The 18,404-nt window shown below is 68.6% G+C and carries 13 protein-coding genes and 5 pseudogenes; 9 read left to right on the top strand and 9 right to left on the bottom strand.

The window, feature by feature from the left end; genetic code table 11:
- Positions 1-73: 73 nt before the first annotated feature.
- On the bottom strand, positions 74-1,426 hold the full coding sequence (locus ACH492_RS27685; protein WP_398990389.1) for a beta-ketoacyl synthase N-terminal-like domain-containing protein: 1,353 nt from the start codon (positions 1,424-1,426) through the stop codon (positions 74-76).
- Positions 1,427-2,145: 719 nt separating this feature from the next.
- Here ACH492_RS27685 and ACH492_RS27690 point away from each other — a divergent pair.
- Positions 2,146-3,149, top strand: a pseudogene (locus ACH492_RS27690) (IS5 family transposase).
- Between the two features lie 67 nt (positions 3,150-3,216).
- On the opposite strand, the gene ACH492_RS27695 reads toward ACH492_RS27690, so the two are convergent.
- Positions 3,217-5,487 carry an MMPL family transporter gene (locus tag ACH492_RS27695; RefSeq protein WP_398990390.1) on the bottom strand — a complete coding sequence of 757 codons (2,271 nt, stop codon included), beginning with the start codon at positions 5,485-5,487 and terminating at the stop codon, positions 3,217-3,219.
- A gap of 175 nt (positions 5,488-5,662) precedes the next feature.
- Here ACH492_RS27695 and ACH492_RS27700 point away from each other — a divergent pair, with 175 nt between their 5' ends.
- A complete protein-coding gene (locus ACH492_RS27700; protein ID WP_398990391.1) occupies positions 5,663-6,835 on the top strand; it encodes a sensor histidine kinase in 1,173 nt (390 codons plus the stop codon).
- A complete protein-coding gene (locus tag ACH492_RS27705; RefSeq protein ID WP_398990392.1) occupies positions 6,810-7,472 on the top strand; it encodes a response regulator in 663 nt (220 codons plus the stop codon). Before ACH492_RS27700 ends, ACH492_RS27705 begins: the two co-directional genes overlap by 26 nt.
- A gap of 695 nt (positions 7,473-8,167) precedes the next feature.
- Here the strand turns inward: ACH492_RS27705 and ACH492_RS27710 are convergent.
- The 4 genes and pseudogenes from ACH492_RS27710 to ACH492_RS27725 form a co-directional block, all read right to left on the bottom strand.
- Entirely contained in the window at positions 8,168-8,605 is a 438-nt protein-coding gene (locus ACH492_RS27710; protein WP_398990506.1) for a PaaI family thioesterase, read from the bottom strand.
- Between the two features lie 56 nt (positions 8,606-8,661).
- A pseudogene (locus tag ACH492_RS27715) lies at positions 8,662-8,826 on the bottom strand (IS1380 family transposase); the annotation flags it as partial.
- A 1-nt stretch (position 8,827) separates the two neighbouring features.
- Positions 8,828-9,025, bottom strand: a pseudogene (locus tag ACH492_RS27720) (IS1380 family transposase); the annotation flags it as partial.
- An 86-nt stretch (positions 9,026-9,111) separates the two neighbouring features.
- A pseudogene (locus tag ACH492_RS27725) lies at positions 9,112-10,054 on the bottom strand (NAD(P)-dependent oxidoreductase).
- A 49-nt stretch (positions 10,055-10,103) separates the two neighbouring features.
- On the opposite strand from ACH492_RS27725, the gene ACH492_RS27730 reads away from it, so the two are divergent.
- On the top strand, positions 10,104-10,511 hold the full coding sequence (locus tag ACH492_RS27730; RefSeq protein WP_398990393.1) for a MerR family transcriptional regulator: 408 nt from the start codon (positions 10,104-10,106) through the stop codon (positions 10,509-10,511).
- 242 nt (positions 10,512-10,753) lie between these two features.
- Here the strand turns inward: ACH492_RS27730 and ACH492_RS27735 are convergent, their stop codons facing one another.
- Positions 10,754-11,131: a hypothetical protein gene (locus ACH492_RS27735; protein ID WP_398990394.1), complete on the bottom strand. Its 378-nt coding sequence runs from the start codon at positions 11,129-11,131 to the stop codon at positions 10,754-10,756.
- An 896-nt stretch (positions 11,132-12,027) separates the two neighbouring features.
- Here ACH492_RS27735 and ACH492_RS27740 point away from each other — a divergent pair.
- The 5 genes and pseudogenes from ACH492_RS27740 (at position 12,028) to ACH492_RS27760 (ending at position 16,265) form a co-directional block, all read left to right on the top strand.
- Positions 12,028-13,260, top strand: coding sequence for a hypothetical protein (locus ACH492_RS27740; RefSeq protein ID WP_398990516.1), 1,233 nt, complete (start codon positions 12,028-12,030; stop codon positions 13,258-13,260).
- A gap of 341 nt (positions 13,261-13,601) precedes the next feature.
- Positions 13,602-13,808: pseudogene (locus tag ACH492_RS27745) on the top strand (hypothetical protein); the annotation flags it as partial.
- 164 nt (positions 13,809-13,972) lie between these two features.
- A complete protein-coding gene (locus tag ACH492_RS27750; RefSeq protein ID WP_398990395.1) occupies positions 13,973-14,374 on the top strand; it encodes a GntR family transcriptional regulator in 402 nt (133 codons plus the stop codon).
- On the top strand, positions 14,371-15,255 hold the full coding sequence (locus ACH492_RS27755) for an ABC transporter ATP-binding protein (protein WP_398990396.1): 885 nt from the start codon (positions 14,371-14,373) through the stop codon (positions 15,253-15,255). Before ACH492_RS27750 ends, ACH492_RS27755 begins: the two co-directional genes overlap by 4 nt.
- On the top strand, positions 15,252-16,265 hold the full coding sequence (locus tag ACH492_RS27760) for a hypothetical protein (RefSeq protein WP_398990397.1): 1,014 nt from the start codon (positions 15,252-15,254) through the stop codon (positions 16,263-16,265). Before ACH492_RS27755 ends, ACH492_RS27760 begins: the two co-directional genes overlap by 4 nt.
- A gap of 67 nt (positions 16,266-16,332) precedes the next feature.
- Here the strand turns inward: ACH492_RS27760 and ACH492_RS27765 are convergent, their stop codons facing one another.
- Positions 16,333-16,581 (bottom strand): hypothetical protein, encoded by a 249-nt coding sequence (locus ACH492_RS27765; RefSeq protein ID WP_398990398.1) that lies wholly within the window; start codon positions 16,579-16,581, stop codon positions 16,333-16,335.
- Positions 16,578-17,897 carry a S8 family peptidase gene (locus ACH492_RS27770; RefSeq protein ID WP_398990399.1) on the bottom strand — a complete coding sequence of 440 codons (1,320 nt, stop codon included), beginning with the start codon at positions 17,895-17,897 and terminating at the stop codon, positions 16,578-16,580. Before ACH492_RS27770 ends, ACH492_RS27765 begins: the two co-directional genes overlap by 4 nt.
- Between the last annotated feature and the right edge of the window lie 507 nt (positions 17,898-18,404).

An 18,404-nucleotide genomic window follows, 5' to 3' on the forward strand; every position in this document is an offset into this window, starting at 1 on the left:
CCTCCCCCTCCCGTCCGTCAGACGGGTCCGGATCGAAACACACTGTGGAATGGCCGTGCACAGGTCGGGTTTCTCAGCGCTGCTGAGCGGCGTTCAGGCTTCCCAGCAGGACTGCGCTCTTCACACCGCCGATCTGGTAGGTGAAATTCAGCGCATGATGGAAGTCGAGGGAACGGGTGCGCACACCAGGGACCGGATCGAATACGAGACCGTCGGCCGGCTGCTCACAATTCGCCGTAGGACATACCTCGCCCCGTTCCATCATGAGGAGGGTCAGCGCCACTCCGAGGCATCCCGCCGGGGCTCCGTTGTGGCCGAAACAGCCTTCCTGGGACGTCATGAGCAGCCCGGCCGCGGCCGAGCCGTACAGGTGCCTGACCGCATTGACTTCAAAGGCGGTGACGACGGCGTCACCGTCGCTGCCGCCGTGAATATAGGGCACCTGCTCGATGGACCATCGGTCCCCGAGGCATGCACGGACGGCGGCAACGAGCCCCATTCCACTCTCGTCGCTCGCCAGTGGGTTGGCGAGCCCGTCGCGGGTCGTGGCCTGTGCGAGAATCTGGCCGTACGCGTGAGCGCCACGCCGATGTGCGTGGTCCCGGCTTTCCAGGACCAATGTCACTGAACCCTCGCCGTAGTTCACGCAGTCCGCACGCCGGTCGTACGGCCGCATAAGGCGGTCGAACGACGGAAGGAGCGCGGGTTTGCCGGCGGACTGGATGGACGCGTTCGCTTGCTGAGCCACGCGTAACAGGCGCTGTGCGTTCCGGACCAGACCGACGTTGAAAACGTCGACGCCTGTCACCACCGCAATGTCCACCACGCCATCGGCAATCATGTGGCGGGCATTTCCGAGCTGGACGGCGGACGACGCACAACCGCAGGACACCGTGTAGCAAGGACCGGTGGAGCGGGTCACCGCTCCCTGCACCAGGGCGACATCGGATGGAGAAACGGCCAGTTCGGTGCTGATGAAGAGATCCATCGCCTCCAGGGCGCTGATCGTTTCAGGGTCGGCCCGGAGGACCGCCTGGTAGCTGCCCACTTGGGCATCCACCCCGCCCCGCCCGGCCAGAATTGCCGCGGCTGTCAGGTCTCCCGCGTACGGGTTCAACTCGGCATCCACGCACGCCTCTGCCAGTGAGACCAGGCCGAACCGATGCGCGGCGGTGAAGTGAGCGGAGAAAACCCCCGGGAATTCGGGCAGACGTTCCTCGAACATGGCGTCGGAAAGGTGCACCGGGCCGTGATAGACGCCGTCACGTAAGAGACATGAACGTCCGTGTGAGGCGATGTCCCAGACTTCCTCCGCGGTGAAAACGGGCCGGCCCTCACCCGGCAGGCAAAACCCCATGCCGGTAACCACGACATCCCGCGCACTCGCTCCCGCACTTGCTCGAGTTGCCATAGCTCGACCGCTCATGTCACACCTCCGCACGCTGGACGGCATGGCGAAGCACCACACCACTGCCAGGGACTGGGCCGGGTCAGGACCCGGAATGCCGGACGCACCGGTGAGCGGCCCGGCTCGCAGCCGAGACCCGCTCGAACACAACTGGCGCCTTTTCACGGCGAGATGAAGGCCCGGTGTACCTGCCGACCGCCGACCGCCTGAACAAAACCGACTACGGTTTCGCTCTGTAAGGACTGTCCTTACCTTAGGGCCTGACGGGCAGCTACCGATCGGTCGGTGCCACGGCGCTCGAAGCACTGATAACGGCATAACGTGCGCCCGAACTCCACCGGCGTATTCTGCTTTCCCGAAGGCCCGGTTCGATTGCCGAGAAAGTCGGAGTCTCTCCGCCGTTTGCCCCGAACGCAAGTGCCGGGCACGCTCGCTCGGGCGCGGGGGCAGGGTACCCCGGACGCTCCCGGCCGTGGATTTTCGACTGAGAGGCAGGAGTCGAACGAGTTGGCGCTACGAACACGGGCCTGACACTTTCCTCGGCTTCTCGTTAGCGAGTCGAGAGTGGATCTTGGTCGTGAATGATCGCGAGCCATGGACAGAGGTCGCGCGGGAACCCTCAGGCCCCGATGCTGACTCTTTGCTGACTCCCAAGATGTACTAGGGCGCGTATCGAGTCGTGATCAATTTGCGGGATGTGCCTTCGTGGTACGGTCCGGTCCGATAGACGGTCTTACGTGACGCGAGTGCAACTGACCGATCCGGATTGGGAGTTCATCGAGCCGTACCTGCCGATCGGCGAGTACGGCCCGTACCCCGAGCGACTGCGGCAGCAGTTCGAGGGCGTGATCTGGCGGTTCAAGACGGGCGGGCAGTGGCGGGAGATGCCGACGGAGTTCGGCGCCTGGTCGACCGTCCACAACCGCTTCCGGCAGTGGCGTGACGCCGGCGTCTTCGAGGCCCTGCTGGAGGGCCTGATCACGGAAGCCGCGAAGCGGGGTGAGGTGGCCCTGTCCCTGGTCAGCATCGACTCCACCACCGCCCGAGCCCACCACGACGCGGCCGGGATGCACCTCGACGAGGACGTCGTCACCGCCCTGGAGAAAGCCGCGGCCGAGGAGGAGAAGGCCAGGTCAAAGGGGGCGGCCTCGAAGAGCAAAACGGGCAAGAGACCGAAAGTGATCCCGCGCTGGAAGAACGACGACGCATCCGGCGTCGGCGGAAACTCCGGCTGAAGGCCGCCCTCCTCGGACGTTCCAGAGGCAGGCAGACCAGCAAGGTCCACCTCGCCGCCGACCGCAAGTGCCGCCCGCTGGCGTTCATCCTGACCACAGGCCAGGCAGCGGACAGCCCGCAGTTCATCCCCGTCCTGAAGAAGGTACGGGTACGCGGGCTCGTCGGCCGACCCCGCATCCGGCCGGACGCGGTCGCCGGGGACAAGGCGTACTCGTCCCGCGGAAACCGTGTCCACCTGCGCAAACGCCGTATCAAGGCGGTCATCCCGGAGAAGAAGGACCAGGCCGCCAACCGGAAGAAGAAGGGCTCCAGAGGTGGCCGACCCGTCAGCCACGACGCCGATCTCTACAAGGAGCGGAACACCGTCGAACGCCTGATCAACAAGCTCAAAGCATGGCGAGGCATCGCCACCCGATACGACAAGACTCCCGACAGCTACCTCGCCGGTCTCCACCTGCGCGCCTCGATGATCTGGATCAAGGACCTCACCAGGACCACCCGATGATCACGACTCGATATGCCCCTGGGTGACGCGCTGAGGTGCCGGACGCCAAGGGCGGGCAGGAGTTGAGTCAACGGTCAACCAGCCGTGGACGCGGGGCCTCACCCGTGGATTCCGCGTCGGTGTCGTCGGTGCCGACCGGGCCGCGGGGAAGCATCCGGTCTAGCCACTTCGGCAGCCACCAGTTGGTCCGGCCGAGGAGTGTCATGGTCGCCGGTACCAGCACCATGCGTACGACCGTGGCGTCGATGAAGATCGCGGTGGCCAGGCCGAGCCCGAACATTTTGGTGGAGGGGTCCTCGGCGACGGCGAAGGACAGGAAGACCGCCACCATGATGAGGGCGGCCGAGGTGATGATCCGGGCGGTGCCCGAGACGCCCTCAACGATCGCCGTGCCGTTGTCGCCGGTGCGCAGGTACTCCTCGCGTACGCGGGAGAGGAGGAACACCTCGTAGTCCATCGACAGGCCGAACAGGATGGCGAAGAGGAACATCGGGATGAACGACACGATCGGAACCGTCGCTTCCAGCCCGATGAGTGCGCCTCCCCAGCCCCACTGGAAGACCGCGACCATGATGCCGTAGGCCGCGCCGATGCTCAGCAGGTTCAGCAGTACCGCCTTCAGCGGTACGAGTATCGAGCGGAAGACCAGCATCAGCAGCAGGAACGACATCGCCAGCACGGCGGCGACGAACACCGGCAGGCGTTGGCTGGTGCGTTGGCCCACATCGGACAGGCTCGCGGCGGCGCCGCCGACGTGGGCCCTGGCCGGGCCGTGCCCGATCGCCGTGGGCAGCACGTCGGTGCGCAGCCGGGCGATGGTGTCGGCCGTGGCCTTGTCCTGAGGGCTGGTGGTCGGGAACACCACGAGGGTCGCGACGCCGGTGGCCCGATCGATGCGCGCCGGCGCGACGGACGCGATGCCCGGATCCGCCGCGACCGTCGCGACGAGACGGTCCACCACTCCCGGATCACCGGCGGGGTCCGCGGCGATGACGAGGGGACCGTTGGTGCCCGGGCCGAACCCCTCGGCGACGAGGTCGTAGGCACGGCGCTCGGTACGGCTCTGCGGCAGTGAGCCGTCGTCGGGCAGGCCGACGCGCAGGCCGAGCACGGGCAGCGTCGCCGTCAGCAGCAGCGCCGCCGCGCCGACCGCGTACGGCACCGGGTGCCGGCCGACGTGCCCGAGCCAGCGCCGCCACCCGACGGCGGGGACGGCGCCCGCCGCCGTGTCCCGCCGTCGGCCGAGGCGGCCCGACCGCCCGGCCCGAAGTGCCCGGCCGATCCGGCCGGCCCGGCCCAGCCGCGGGCCCGCCGCGCCGAGGAAGGCCGGCAGCAGCGTCACCGACGCGAGCACCATCGTCAGGACGACGATCGAGACGGCAACCCCGCCCACCGTCATGAACGGCACGTTCGCGACCGCCAGGCCGAGGATCGACACGACGACGGTGCCGCCGGCGAAGACCACCGGCCGCCCCGCCGTTGCCACCGCTCGTCCGGCCGCCGCCTGCGGATCGAGCCCGCACGCGAGGTACTCCCGGTGCCTGGCGAGCACGAACAGCGCGTAGTCGATGCCCACTCCGAGCCCGACCATGCTGCCCAGGACCGGTGCGAAGGTGGGGACCTCTGTCACCCCCGCCAGTACCGTCATCGTGGCGACCCCGACGGTCAGCCCGAAGACCGCCATGCCGATCGGCAGCGCGGCGGCGACGAGCGAACCGAACGCCAGGAACAGGATCGCGGCCGCGGCGAGGAGGCCGATCAGCTCGCTCGCGCCGCCGTCGGGGTCGGAGAAGACGTAGAAGAGGTTCCCGCCCATCTCGATGCGCAGCGGCAGCTCGGGGCGCAGCCGGTCGCCGAGATCGACGAGGGCGTCGAGGTCTTCGGCCGACAGCCGGCTCTGGTCGGGGTACTGCACCCGGACGACCGCGATCCGCCCGTCGGCCGAAACGAGGCCGCCGCGCACGGCGGTGTCCCCGCCCGCGTCGAGCGCCCCCGCCGGGTCGCTCGTGCCGAGCACGTGCGGCAGCCGCTTCACCTCGGCCCGCAGCCGCGTGAGAGCGGTGCGCGCGCCGTCGTCGTCGAAGAACGTCGCACCGTCGTCGAGGGGGGTGACGACCACTTGGGCGGTCATCCCCTCCTGGCCGGTGCCTGCCCGCTCGATCAGTTCCGCGGCCCGTCGGGAGTCCAGTCCCGGAGCGGTCATCGAGTCCGCGGTCCGCCCGCCGAAGGCGACGGCGGCGAGGACGGCGAGCGTGGCGGCGATCAGCCATGCCGCGATCACCCGCCAGGGATGGCGGGCGGCGCTTGCGCCCAGGCGCAACAGGGCTTTCGAGAGCATCGGGTCCTCCAACCACCTCGTCGGCCGTCCTTGTACGGCCGCCGATGCCGAGGCTCGTCGCCACGGCGCTCCGCGGCATCGGCCCGCGGGCCGCGGATCCGTCGGCCCCGGGGCGGAGTGACGACCCGTCCTTTCGGCCGATGCGCGGCACGCCGCGGTCCCTAGGCTGAGAACCGTGCTCCGAGACGACCTGCGAACCCTGTGGACCGAACCCCGGCCGCCCGACGCGCCCGCCCGGGTGCGGCGGGACTGGGCGCTGCTCGCCGCGGGCCTTGCCGGTGTGGCGCTGGAGGCCACCCTGCGCGAGAACGTCGTGTGGCGGCCGGTGGCGGTGGTGTTCGCCGTATGGCTGTGCCTGCTGCCCCTGTGGCGCCGGACCCGCCCGCTGGCGATGGTGACGCTGGCGTTCGGCTCGGTGATCCTGCTTCCGGTGGCCTCGCTCGTCGCCGCACCGCGCGAGCCCGTCGGCCTGTACACCGGCGCGGTCGTGCTCGTGCTGGTGTACGCGCTGCCCCGGTGGGGATCGGGACGGGAGATCGTGCTGGGCGGCGCGGTGATCCTCGCGGCCGGCGCGCTGTGTGTCGTCACGGACGAGACCCCGGTCGTCGAAAAGGTCGTGGGCTTCGTCTTCCTGCTGCTGCCCGGCGTGGTCGGGGCTGCCGTGCGGTTCCGGGTGACCGCTCGCGAGCGGCAGTTGGAGCAGGTGCGCTCCCGCGAGCGCGAGCAGCTCGCCCGGGAACTGCACGACACGGTGGCCCACCACGTGTCGGCCATGGTGATCATCGCTCAGGCGGGCCGGGTGCTCGCGGGCACCGACCCGTCCGCCGCCGTCGAGGCGCTGGAGGGGGTCGAGGAGGAAGGGGCGCGCACGCTGGAGGAAATGCGCGCCATGGTCGCCGCGTTGCGCGACCGCGGGGTCGGCGCCGAGCTGGCGCCGCCTGCCGGTGTCGCGGATCTGGAGCGCCTGGTGCGCACCCCGGGTGGTCGCATCAGGGTCGACCTGGGGCTCGACGGCGAGCTGGACGTGCTGCCCCCGGCCGTGGACGCGGCCGTCTACCGGATCGTGCAGGAGTCGGTGACCAACGCGCTGCGCCATGCGGTCGACGCGACCGAGGTCGTCGTTCGGGTCGCCGCGGAACGGCACATGGTGCGGGTGAGCGTGCGCGACAACGGCCGGCGCACCGGCCGGGGTCGCGACGGATACGGACTTACCGGACTGCGCGAGCGCGCGACCCTGCTCGGCGGCACACTACGAGCCGGCCCGGGTACTGACCGGGGCTGGCATGTCGAAGCCGAACTGCCGAGAGCGAGGAGCGAGAGCGGTGTCCATTCGCGTCCTCGTCGCTGACGACCAGACGATCATCCGCACCGGGTTGCGGATCATGCTGAACGCCCAGCCCGGCATCGAGGTGGTCGGCGAGGCCGCCGACGGGCGGGAGGCGGTGCGTCTGGCCCGCGAACTGCGCCCCGACGTCTGTCTGTTCGACATCCGCATGCCCGTACTCGACGGGCTCGAGGCCACCCGGCTGGTCGCCGGCCCGGGCGTCGCCGACCCGCTGGCCGTGGTCGTCATCACCACGTTCGACCTCGACGAGTACGTCTACGGCTCACTGCGTGCCGGCGCCCGCGGATTCCTCCTCAAGGACACGGGACCGGACCTTCTGGCGCAGGCCGTACGGTCGGCGTCCGGCGGTGAGGCGCTCATTGCGCCCAGCGTCACCGTCCGTCTGCTCCAGGCATTCGCGGACCTGCCCGCCGGCCGGCCCGTGGCCCAGCCGGTCTCCCCCGTCACCGCCCGCGAGGAGCAGGTGCTCCTCGCCGTCGCTCGCGGGCTGACCAACACCGAGATCGCCGATGCACTGCACATCAGCCTCAGCACGGTGAAGACGCATCTGGCCAGCCTGATGGCCAAACTCGGCGCCCGCAACCGGGTCGAGATCGCGATGTGGGCCTACGAAACGCGCCGTATCCTCCCCGGAACCTGAGCCGGGTGCCGGGCCATGTCCCATGAGTCCCCGCCCGGACATCAGTGCACCGGTCGGCTCACGTCGGCTCCACGTGCCTCACCCGCCCCAGAGCGTGACGTACCAGGAGGCCGGAACTGGGACGGTGAGACACCCGATACGACAAGACTCCCGACAGCTACCTCGCCAGTCTCCACCTGCACGCCTCGATGATCTGGATCAAAGACCTCACCAGGACCACCCGATGATCACGACTCGATACGCGCCCTAAGTCGTCTGACCTGTGGAAACACTGAAGTTGCTTGAGATGTGGTGGAGCTTCGGTGGGTTCGGCGTTGCCGGGTGTGCTACCTGGGGATCGTCGCAGTGGTCGGGTTCACCATGGGAGGCCGGTTCGTGGACAACGCCGTATTCGCCGTTCTGTAAGGCGTGTTCATCTCTTCGGTGAACCTGCTGTCGTTATCCGGCGGTTTTCAGGGACTTGTACAACACCGCGCAGGGGCGGCCGAGTTGGCGGTCTTCGCGGTGACCGATCACCAGGTAGCCGAGCGCGGTCCAGAAGGCGAGGGTCCTCGGGTTGTTCTCGAGTACGGCGAGCTTGGCGCCGGGCGTTGCTGTGCGGGTCGCTCAGCGCATCCTCGCCAGGGCTGCCGCCATCAGGCACAACCACACGACTGGCGCGCCCCGGTCATGCGGGCGCTGATCGCCTATGACCATTAACGAATGGTCTGGATTCGTGCGGTCGCGGTCGCCGCAGCCACCGGCCTGTCGTCGGGGCCGATGAGCTCACCGGCGAGAAAGCACACGTCCTTGCCGCGCTGCACGATCCGTCCGCGCCCCAGAAGCCGTCCGGGGCGGGCGGGACGGAGGAACTGAACATGGAGATCGAGCGTCGGCGCGAACTGGTTTTCCGGCAACGTCGCGACCAGCGCCGGACCCAGGGTGTCATCGAGCATCGCGGCCAGGAACCCGCCCTGGATCACGCCGACAGGGTTCGCGAACTGATCGCCAGCCTGGAACGCCACCTCGATTGTTCCCTGCTCCGGATCCACGCCGACCAGTTCCCAGCCGAGGAGTACCGCTGCAGGTGGCGGTGGGACCCGCCCCGCCTGCACATCCCAGAACAACCCACGCCTTTGCGTATCCATCTCCATGAGCCACATTGAACAGGCCGCCACTGACAACCTCGGCAGACGGCTCGCACCTAGCAGGTCAGCCGCATGCCGTCGGCGACGGTCAAGCGCAACTGGGCGCCGGAATGGGGTCGTTCCCTGCGGACGATCAGACGTATGCCCGTCGGCCAGCCCTGCAGCACATCCCCGGCGAACTCGGCCACCCAGGCGCCGTCGCGGATCTCGCCGTCCGGCTCGACGGCGCGCCACATCCAGCAGGAGCTCGCCCGGGTCGTGCACCGCCCGCGGCTTGCGCCACGGCTCCAGCGCCGAAGAGATCGCGCGATACAGACCGGTCTTGCCGGCAGTCTCGACGAGCAACCCCGCGCCGCCCTGGCCTACGACGCCGCGGCCGACGCCCTCAACGCGGACACGGGGGTAGGACCCGACACGCTGCTTCACCTGGAAAGTGCCTCCGAACCACGCGCGAACAAGGACCTCGACAATCATCATTCCCGCTGGTCAGAGGCACTTTCCCGCGTTCGTGATCACGATCCGGACAGCCCGCCGCGCGAAAGCCCGCAGGTAGAGCCCGGTGTCGGGATCGGTCGGTCGATGCAGGGTTTGCCGAACTCTTCGATCAGCACGGGATACTGCTCCCCACCGTGTCCGGCGGCGATCGAGCGGTCGGCCATCGCCTTGATCAACTTCGGCAGTTCGGCGTTGACACCCAGCGCCTCACTCTCCTCGATCAAGTGTGCCATCGCCCGCGCGTCGGTCTCCAGGGCAGACACCTCGGCCGGGAAGGAGTCGCTGTCGATCTGCTCGGCATACCCAGGCAGCCATTCGGCCACACCGGCAGCAATCTGCTGCGCAAACGGCGCATACGTTGCGGCGTCAACACCGGCCGTCCTGAGCAGGGCAGTTCCCTGAAGCCAGGCGTTGAGGACGCTCCACATCATGGCTAGGCCGGCCACGTCGTACAGGGACGCCAGCCCATGATCCGCACCGAGGTAGGTGACGGTGCCGAGCGCATCGAGTGTTGACTTGTGTGCCTCGAAGTCTGACTGCGGCCCGCTGTGCAGAATCACCGCTTCGGCGGTCCCGATCGCCGACGGGATGGCCATGATGGCGCCGTCCAGGTAACGGGCGCCGCGCTGCTCGGCCCAATGGGCGGCTTCCGGGCTTGGGCCGAGTTGCCCGAGGTCAGGTTGATCAACATCGTGCCGTCCAGCTCGATACTGCTCGCGCCGAGCAACTCGTGCATGGCCTGGTAGTTGGTGACGCAGATGATTGTCAAGGAACCTGCCTTGAGCGCGTCGCCAACCGTTGGCGCCAGCCGTGCCCCTCGGCCACCAGCTGGTCGGCCTTGGAGGTCGTACGGTTCCACACGGTTGTGGGGTGCCCGGCTTTCAGGAACGCGCCGGCGAGTGCCTGGCCCATCAGTCCGAGTCCGATGACTGTCACGGGTGTATCGGTTTTGTTGTTCATGGCAGGATCGTCAACGTTGATGCCGGTGTGAAGGTCAAGCGGGGGTTCGATGCGGATCGGGGAACTGAGTCGTCGGACGGGCGTCAACGCCCATCAGTTGCGCTACTACGAGGCCCATGGCCTGCTGGAGGTAGACCGCGGCGCGAACGGTTACCGCGAGTTCGACGAGAACGCCGTGCTGCGGGTGAAGCAGATCCGGCACCTGCTTGGTGCCGGTTTGTCCTCCGAGGACATCGCGTACCTGCTGCCCTGTGCGGTCGGAGAGGCCCCGGAACTGCCCGGGTGTCCCGAGTTGCTGGCCGCGATGCGGTCACGGCTGCAGCGACTGGACGCTCAGATGGACAGGCTCGCTCAATCCCGCGACGCTCTTGCCTACTACATTGATGCGGCCGAGCGAATGGGCAACGAGAGCTATCCACCCTTTGACGATGCTGACCTGGAACCCGTCCCCGCCTGAGCAGCCAGGGTGCCCCGTCTCGCGGACTGTCTCGACCAGCAGCACCCCGTCGGCCTGCGAGACCACCGCCGACGCCCCCGCCTGGACACGAACACGCGGATACAGAGCAGCACGCTTCACCGGGTGAGTGACTTCTTCCTACGGTGGACGGAGCCTTCGACACGCCCCATCTTCCCAGGTCAGGAGTACTCTCCACGCATTCGATCAGCATCCGGGACGCCCAACACCGTGAAAGCCCGAGGCTAGAGAGTTTCAATCGCCGGGGTTACGTGCCCGATTGCGCCAATGACACCTGACGTTGCGTCGGCTACGCCCGTGCGCTCAGCGACGGGCTCATCGACGCCTTCCTCACCAGAACCGGCCTCTACTTCGCCAAACCCCGGCGATCGAAGCTCTCTGGACACCGGCGCGTCGGCGTCGCCACACTCATCCATGTGTGGGAAATCATGATTGGTGCCCTTGCGTGCATAGTTGGAGCTGGCGCAGCGGCGGTCGCCTATGCCCAGTATCGGCATCAGAGGCGCCAAGGAGTCCGCCTCGCCGAGAGGGAGCGCCAACTCCTGGAGAGGGAGCGCGCAGCCGATGAACGCGACAGCCTCACGCAGGCTTCCCGTATCCATGTCGGCTTTATTCGCCAACACTCACCCTTCGTGCAGAGTGCGACGAGTTGGACGCTCCGAGTGATGAATGGCAGCAGCCAGCCGCTCCGGGGAGTTACAGCTCAGTATGACGGTGAGCAACTCACGTTCGAAGAATCCGCTACTGGCCACCTGAGCCCGGGCGTGATCCGACACGCAAGGGTTCCCTCGAGTCTCCTCACAGACAGGCCACTCCATACGGCCACCATCATCGAGTTCACTGACGCCGCCGGACTGAGGTGGCGCAGGCTGGGCGATGGCTCACTCCAGTGTCAGAGACCGGACTCCAACGGCAGCCTTGGATGGGGACCCAAGCGGACGCCCATCATCGAAACTGCCGTCGCGGACGTCTGGATAGGACCCGAACACTTCAGATCCCAATCACTATCCGCCGACGACTTACGCTTCGGCGAGGGCCGTTGGGAGGGCCTGGGTGACGCCCAGTAGGCTGCATTCCGCTAGAGAGCTTCACTCGCCGGGGTTTGGGCGAAGTCGAGGCGGGTTCTGGTGACGAAGGCGTCGATGAGCCCGTCGCTGAGCGCACGGCATAGCCGGCGCAATGTCAGGTCACCGGCGCAAGGCACGTAACCCCGACGCCTGAAACTCTCTGGCGGTGGTTGTTGACGGCCGGTTTGTGCGGGAGTGGACCGCAAGGTGGGTAGGTCAACTACGGCCTGGGGAACCTGAGATGACGATGCGACTGCCGTTTCGGCCCCCTTTGACCCAGCGGGGGCCGGCGGCAGGCCGGTGCGGGGCGCCGGCCGCGTGCTGATGTGCCCGCACAATGGTGGAGTCACCCGCACCCTGACGGCCCTCGCATTACGATCACCGGAATCCCGCTGGGAATCGCCGGCTTCAAGCTGATTCCGGTCTCACTGATGCCGTTCGGCAGAGATCGTCCCGACGGACACGCCCTTCGCAGCGAGGTGAGCCCGCACGTGCAGTTCCGGATAACCGGCGAGACCGAGATCGGGGACGACCCCGAGGAGACGCTGGCCCTGTGCGCGGAGGCTGACGGGTACTACGTGGACTCGCCGCCTCTCGCGCGCCACCACTACGAACTTCGAGACTCCGCTCCTGAGGGACAACTGGCGAGTGCGGCGGCTCAGGCGCAGGAGAACGGGTCTGCGCCGCTCGGACTGCTGACCGTGCACGCCCTGGACCGGAACGGGACGCCCGTCGAACCCGCCTGGGACGTGTGGTGCCTCACGGACGTGCGGGTGCTGAGCGTTCGCCCGAGCTTCGCCGACCCGACCCTGGTCGACATCACTGTCGAAGGACGCCTGGACGGTGTGGCGACTGGGGTGGACGAGCAGCCGGAGATTCCCGAAGTACCCCCGCTGTTCCAGGGCTTCCACCTCTACGGCAGTGACGAACGGTCCTGGGGATCGTGCAGGCAGGTGGCACTGATCGACAAGCGGCCTGAGCCCGACCCGGTACCGCTGCGACTGCTGGGGTGCGAGCCGAGCGGGCGGCTGCTTGTCGCACTGGAATCAGGTGACAACCAGTTCGACCTGGGCGGGGTTTATCTGTGCCCGCTCGACCGCACGGGCCGCGCCATCGAGGAACACTGGATATGCCTGCACGTCGAGTCGTGGTCATACTCCACTCCCGGAACCGGCCAGGTGGACCTCACGCTGAACGTCTCGTGCGACGACTTCCGGACCGCAGCGGCTCGCGAAGCCCATGAGCTCTGGTCGGCAGGACCGCCGACCGAACCCAATCTCTGGGCCCGACTCGGCACGGCCGGCCGCGCCGCGTGGTCAAGGGCGGCGCAGAGCAATCTGTCGGCCCGACGTACGCCCGACGCGCCACCGGGCGCCACGTATCACCTGGACGGCAGGTACATCACCGACGTAGTGGGCTTCAGCCTGGCCCTCGGCGAGGCCATGAACGGACCGGGCGGGTACTTCGGCACATGCTTCGGCACAATCGAGTACTGCCTCGAGAGAGGCCACGGAATCCAGCGGCCGTTCACCCTGGTTTGGCACGACCACCACATCGCCCGCACCTGCCTCGGTCGGAACCCGCTCACATACGACGTAGCCCCTTCCTTCGAGCAGATCCTCGAGTTCTTCGCCGAGCATCAGATCGAAGTCCTCCTGGCCTGACTGTCGGTGCCGTGATCGACGATGAACAGGTGACCGGTTGGGGTTCCCGATCTCGCTGGGGTGTACACGAGCGGGGTCTGCTCGTGCACCACCTTCGACTTCCGCCCACGGTACGACGCTGCTCATGGAGCACCGGCCATTCCTCCACCGGCAGTTGGCGCAGCGCGCGCGGCGACACCAGTTGGTCGCGGCCCATGTCGTCGCGGTGACGAACCTGCACATCCATACGGCCGCTCCCTCCGTCCCGCGCGCAGTGATTGATGTCGGCTGCGGGCAACACGTTCATCAGCATCACGGCCCCATAACGACGAGGCGCTCAACGCAGGCGTTGATCGGTTCTCCGCCAGCCGACGCCGAAGTCGATCGCGGCATCCTGCACAGCATTCGACGGCACGTACGGCACCGGCTGCTTCTACGAGCCGGGCTTCTTCCCCGATTCCTACGCCTCGCGGGTCAACCCGCGGCCGGGCGGACTGCGCTGGCCGGCCATGACCGCAGCCCAGGAGAAATCCTGGAGCCGGTACGACGGCGTGGGCATCGTTCCCTGAGCCCGCCACCGATCTGGGCGCAAGCCCGCTGCCGCCCATAAGCAGCGGGCTCCCCACACAGACCTCACAACCGACGAGCAAGCAGGGGCCGGTGGGGGTTGACACCGGCCGCTCTCTTGCATCACGCTTCCACTACTCAATTAGTGAAAGGGTGGTGCAGCATCGTGGTCGAGTTCCGTATCGATCGGCGCAGCGGCGTCGCCACCTATCTCCAGATCGTCCAGCAGACCAAACAGGCCCTGCGCCTGGGCCTGTTGGAACCGGGCGACCGGCTGCCCACGGCCCGCGAGGTCGTCGAAGCGACCGCGATCAACCCGAACACCGTGCTCAAGGCCTACCGAGAACTGGAACGTGACGGCCTCGTCGAAGCACGGCGCGGCCTCGGCACCTTCGTCACCCGCACGCTCGGCGGCGGCACCCAGGCCGACCACGCGGCCCTGCGCGCCAACCTCACCGACTGGGTGACCCGGGCCCGCGACGCCGGTCTGGAGAAGGACGACATCACAGCGCTCTTCACATCCGTAATGGAAGAGATGGAAGAGCAGGACAAGGGGGACCACGCATGACAGTCGCAGCCATCGAGGCAAGGGGCCTCGGCCGGACATACGGCAGGCGGCGCCGCCCCGCCCTGCGCGAATGCTCGTTCCGGGTGCCCATCGGACGGGTCTGCGCCCTGGTCGGCCCCAACGGTGCCGGTAAGTCCACCCTTCTCGCGCTCGCGGCCGGGCTGCAGCGCCCGAGCGAAGGCGTCCTGCGCGTCCTCGGCACCAACCCCGCATCCGTACGCGAGAAGTTCGCGTACGTCGCCCAGGACAAGCCGCTCTACCCGCAGCTGACCATCGGCGCCACCCTGCGCCTGGGGCACGAGCTCAACCCCGGCCGCTGGGACGCCGCGATCGCCGAACGCGTTGTCGCGGAGGGCGACTTGGACCATGACACCCGCGTCCGGTCCCTCTCCGGCGGCCAGCGCACCCGCGTCGCCCTCGCGCTTGCCCTCGGCAAGCGTGCCGAACTGATGCTGCTGGACGAGCCGATGGCCGACCTCGACCCGCTCGCCCGCCACCGCCTGATGGGCACCCTGATGGCTGAGGCCGCCGAGTACGGCACCACCGTCGTGATCTCCTCGCACGTCCTCACCGAGCTCGAGACCACCTGCGACTACGTCCTCCTCGTCGACGGCGGCCGTATCCGACTCGCCGGCGAGACCGAGGACCTGCTCACCGCACACACCCTGATCACGGGGCCGGTCGCCGACCTGGACCCGCACATCGTCGTCGAATCGCGGACGACGGGACGTCAGCTGACCGCGCTGGTACGGGGGTCCGGCGCGGTCAGTGACGTCTGGCAGAAGGACCGGCCGTCCCTGGAGGAAGTGCTCATGGCCCATCTCCGCAGTCCCGGCGCCCCGGCATTGCTCACCCCGAGCGCGGAGGTGGCAGCGGCATGAGCGCCCCCGCCACCCCCGCAGTCCCGGAGGCCTCCCCGGCCCCGGCGGTCCCTGCCTCTCGTGGTCTCCACGGCCTGCCCTGGGCGGTGCTGCGGCTGCACCGTGGCGCGCTGCTGGTCGCCCTCGCCTTCGTAGCCGCAGGCACCGCCGCCCTCGTGTGGCTGCACGCCGCAGGGCCGGAGGCCGTACGGTCCCTCTCCTGCGGATCGCCCGACAGCGGCCTGCGGCCGTGCCTGGAGTCCACCACCACCTCTGCCGCCGCCGAATACGGCGGCAGCATGAGTACGGCGGCCACGCTGATCGCCTGGCTGCCGTTCGCCGTGTCCGTGTACGCGGGCGCCGTACTGATAGGCCGCGAGCTGGAGCGTGGCACGGTCGCCCTGGCCTGGACCCAGTCAGTTACGCCGACCCGCTGGCTGGCCGCGAAACTCCTGCTCCCCGCAGTGCTGATCACCTCGGGCATGGCGCTGCTCTCACTGCTGTACCGCTGGGCGCGCAGCTCCGGCACGGAAGCGCTGGTCGACGAGTGGTACTACGACGACGTGTTCCGTGCGCTCGGGCCCGTAGGCATCGCGTACACGCTCTGCGGCCTTGCCATCGGTGCGCTCGCGGGCCTGCTGCTCCGCCGCGTCCTGCCCGCCGCCGGGCTCGCCTTCCTCGTCACCGCTTTCCTGGCCGTCCTCGGCGACCGGCACCGCGGAGAACTGTGGCCGGCCACAGACCGGACAACCACCGGTTCCGCCTCCGAGCTGACCAACGGCGTCTGGCAGCTGGAGAACGGCGTGCTGAGCACCTCCGGGCAGCGCATCGCGGAGACCCCGTGCTGGGACCAGTACGGCGAGGCTCTGGCACAGTGCCGGTCGCAGGAAGGCATCACCGGCGCCTACGCCGTCTTCCACCCCTCCTCGCATTTCTGGCCGCTCCAGCTCGTCGAGACCGGTGTCGTCCTCGCCCTAACCGCGGTGCTGACCGCCGCGGCGTTCGTGGTGCTGCGCCGCCGCCACACCTGATGGAGAGCAACCGGGAGAATTCCGGGAGAAAGACGCCGCAGACCAAGGCCCGGGACGTTCCTCAGACTCACTGGATCGGGGAGTCGGGCGGGGGGAGGTGGATGGTGCGGTCCCTGTCGACGGATTCGACGCCGGCGACCGCCTCCAGGGCCGGGATCCGGTCCTCCGCGATGGTGCCGGAGAGCGTGCCGAGGATCTGCTGCTCGCCCGTGACGGTCAGCCCGGCCCGTCGCGCGGCCTCGACCACTTCCGCGAACCGGTCGGGGTCGACCGCGAGGATGACCCCGACCGGCTCGGACCGGGACGACTCGCTCACGGTGCCTGGAGCAGACCCGAGCCGACGTCCCTGACGGGTTGCGTCAGCGGGAATGCACTGGACAGCAGACTGGCCTTGAGATCCGCCGCAGAAGCGTTGGGGCTGGCCTGGGCGAGCAGCGCGAGGACACCCGCGACGTGCGGCGTGGCCATGCTGGTGCCCGACATCGACTGGTACCCGCCGCCAGGGGCGGCCGAGCGCACGTCCCTGCCGGGCGCGGCGATGTTGACTTCGCCGCCCGCGCCGTTGATGCCGCCGCAGGAGAAGAACGACGACGTGAGTGCCTTGTCGAGCGAGCCCACCGCGAGGATGGAGGGGCAGTTGGCGGGTCGGCCGACAGGCTCGATGGACTGGGGGCGTCGGCTCTCGTTGCCCGCGGCGGCGATGATCACTGTCCCGCGCTGGAGCGCACGCTGGGCCAGCTGCTCATATGTCTGGGGGAAGAGCTCACCCGGCCGGACCCGAGCGCCGAGCGACATGGAGATCACCAGTGCGCCGCGGGCGACGGCCCAGGCCATGCCCGCCAGGATCTGGCCGTCGGTACCGCTGCCCGCGTTGCTGAGCACCTTCGCGGCGAGTACCCGGGCCTCGCTTGCCACGCCGTAGCGGGGCTCCTGCTGGGGATTGGCCGGACCGGCAGCCGTGCCGATGCAGTGCGTGCCGTGGCCATGGCCGTCCTCGACGGTCTCGCCGGGCACGAAGGAGGCCGTCTCCTCTATGCGCCCGACCAGGTCCGGGTGGTCGGTGTCCACGCCGGTGTCGAGTACGGCGATCTTCACACCGCGTCCGGTCAGGCTGGACATGTTGGCCCGGATCGCCTGGAGGCCCCAGGTCCAGTTCTGCTCGTCCCAGGCCGGGCCCTGGCCGGCGGCGATTTCGGCCTTGGTGTGGCGTTCAACCACTTCCTCGTCGCTGCGGTAGGCCGGGAAGAACTCAGTCGGTGCCTGCTGGGGGGCGGTGATCACCGAGGCGTAGACCATGCGCTCCGGCTCGGCCGCGATGATCGAGGGCTCAGCCTCGGCCATGGTCACCAGCGCGTGGCGCTGGTCGGGCCGCACTTCGACGACGGCGGCGCCGAGTTCTTCGAAGAGCACCGAGACGTCGGGGCGCTCAAGGAGTTCGGCGACGTTCGCGGCCTCGGTTCCTCGGACACGCTCTACAGGCGCGATGTCGGCGGCTGAACGCAGTGCGTTCAATCCGCTCTCCTGGTTGCTCGGGTCGAGCAGGACCACGTACCGGCCGGTGTACTCCGCGCCCTGGCCCGCGAGGGGGCCACTGGGCCGATCCGGCTGCTCGCCGAAGGCGCGCCTGTCCATGGGTCCGTTCGCCATTGAATTCCCGCTTTCTGTGCGCTTCCCCGGTTCGTGGACGCGCGCCGATTCGCGGAGTTCAGGCGCCAAGGATGGTGGGGCGCGGTTCAGCCGCGTATCGACGCGTGATGCCGTCGCCTGCAAGGCTGTCTCTTGCCAGGCCGTTACCTCGGCAACGCCCCCTCGTACACCGTCGCACTGGGCACGGGGGCCCGCAACACAGCGCCGTCGACGCCGCAGCGCGCCTGTCTGTCACAGCCGCACTCGCCATGCCGATCAGCGCCTGCCTGCCGGCCCAGTCCGGCTGGTGGTTGTTGCCGGCCCTGGCACCCGCCGCGGTAACAGCGGCCGCCTGCCTGGGCGCTGTCCAGGCCGCCCTCGCCTACGGGGAATCAGTGCACAGTGCCTTCGACCTCCATCGCTTCGATCTTCCGAAGGCACTGCACCTGCCGCTTCCCGCCAATCGGGAGGCCGAGATCATCCTGCACACGTCGCTCTGCAACGAATGGCGTC

This window comes from Streptomyces sp. NPDC019443 (assembly GCF_044389785.1).
GTDB lineage: Bacteria > Actinomycetota > Actinomycetes > Streptomycetales > Streptomycetaceae > Streptomyces.

Excerpts from the sequence above, each read along its gene's own strand:
- ACH492_RS27695 (WP_398990390.1), bottom strand. The coding sequence starts at position 5,487 with ATGCTCTCGAAAGCCCTGTTGCGCCTGGGCGCAAGCGCCGCCCGCCAT.
- ACH492_RS27740 (WP_398990516.1), top strand. The coding sequence starts at position 12,028 with ATGCCGTTCGGCAGAGATCGTCCCGACGGACACGCCCTTCGCAGCGAG.
- ACH492_RS27685 (WP_398990389.1), bottom strand. The coding sequence starts at position 1,426 with ATGAGCGGTCGAGCTATGGCAACTCGAGCAAGTGCGGGAGCGAGTGCG.
- ACH492_RS27770 (WP_398990399.1), bottom strand. The coding sequence starts at position 17,897 with ATGGACAGGCGCGCCTTCGGCGAGCAGCCGGATCGGCCCAGTGGCCCC.
- ACH492_RS27760 (WP_398990397.1), top strand. The coding sequence starts at position 15,252 with ATGAGCGCCCCCGCCACCCCCGCAGTCCCGGAGGCCTCCCCGGCCCCG.
- ACH492_RS27710 (WP_398990506.1), bottom strand. The coding sequence starts at position 8,605 with ATGGAGATGGATACGCAAAGGCGTGGGTTGTTCTGGGATGTGCAGGCG.
- ACH492_RS27735 (WP_398990394.1), bottom strand. The coding sequence starts at position 11,131 with ATGGATACGGGAAGCCTGCGTGAGGCTGTCGCGTTCATCGGCTGCGCG.
- ACH492_RS27755 (WP_398990396.1), top strand. The coding sequence starts at position 14,371 with ATGACAGTCGCAGCCATCGAGGCAAGGGGCCTCGGCCGGACATACGGC.
- ACH492_RS27730 (WP_398990393.1), top strand. The coding sequence starts at position 10,104 with ATGCGGATCGGGGAACTGAGTCGTCGGACGGGCGTCAACGCCCATCAG.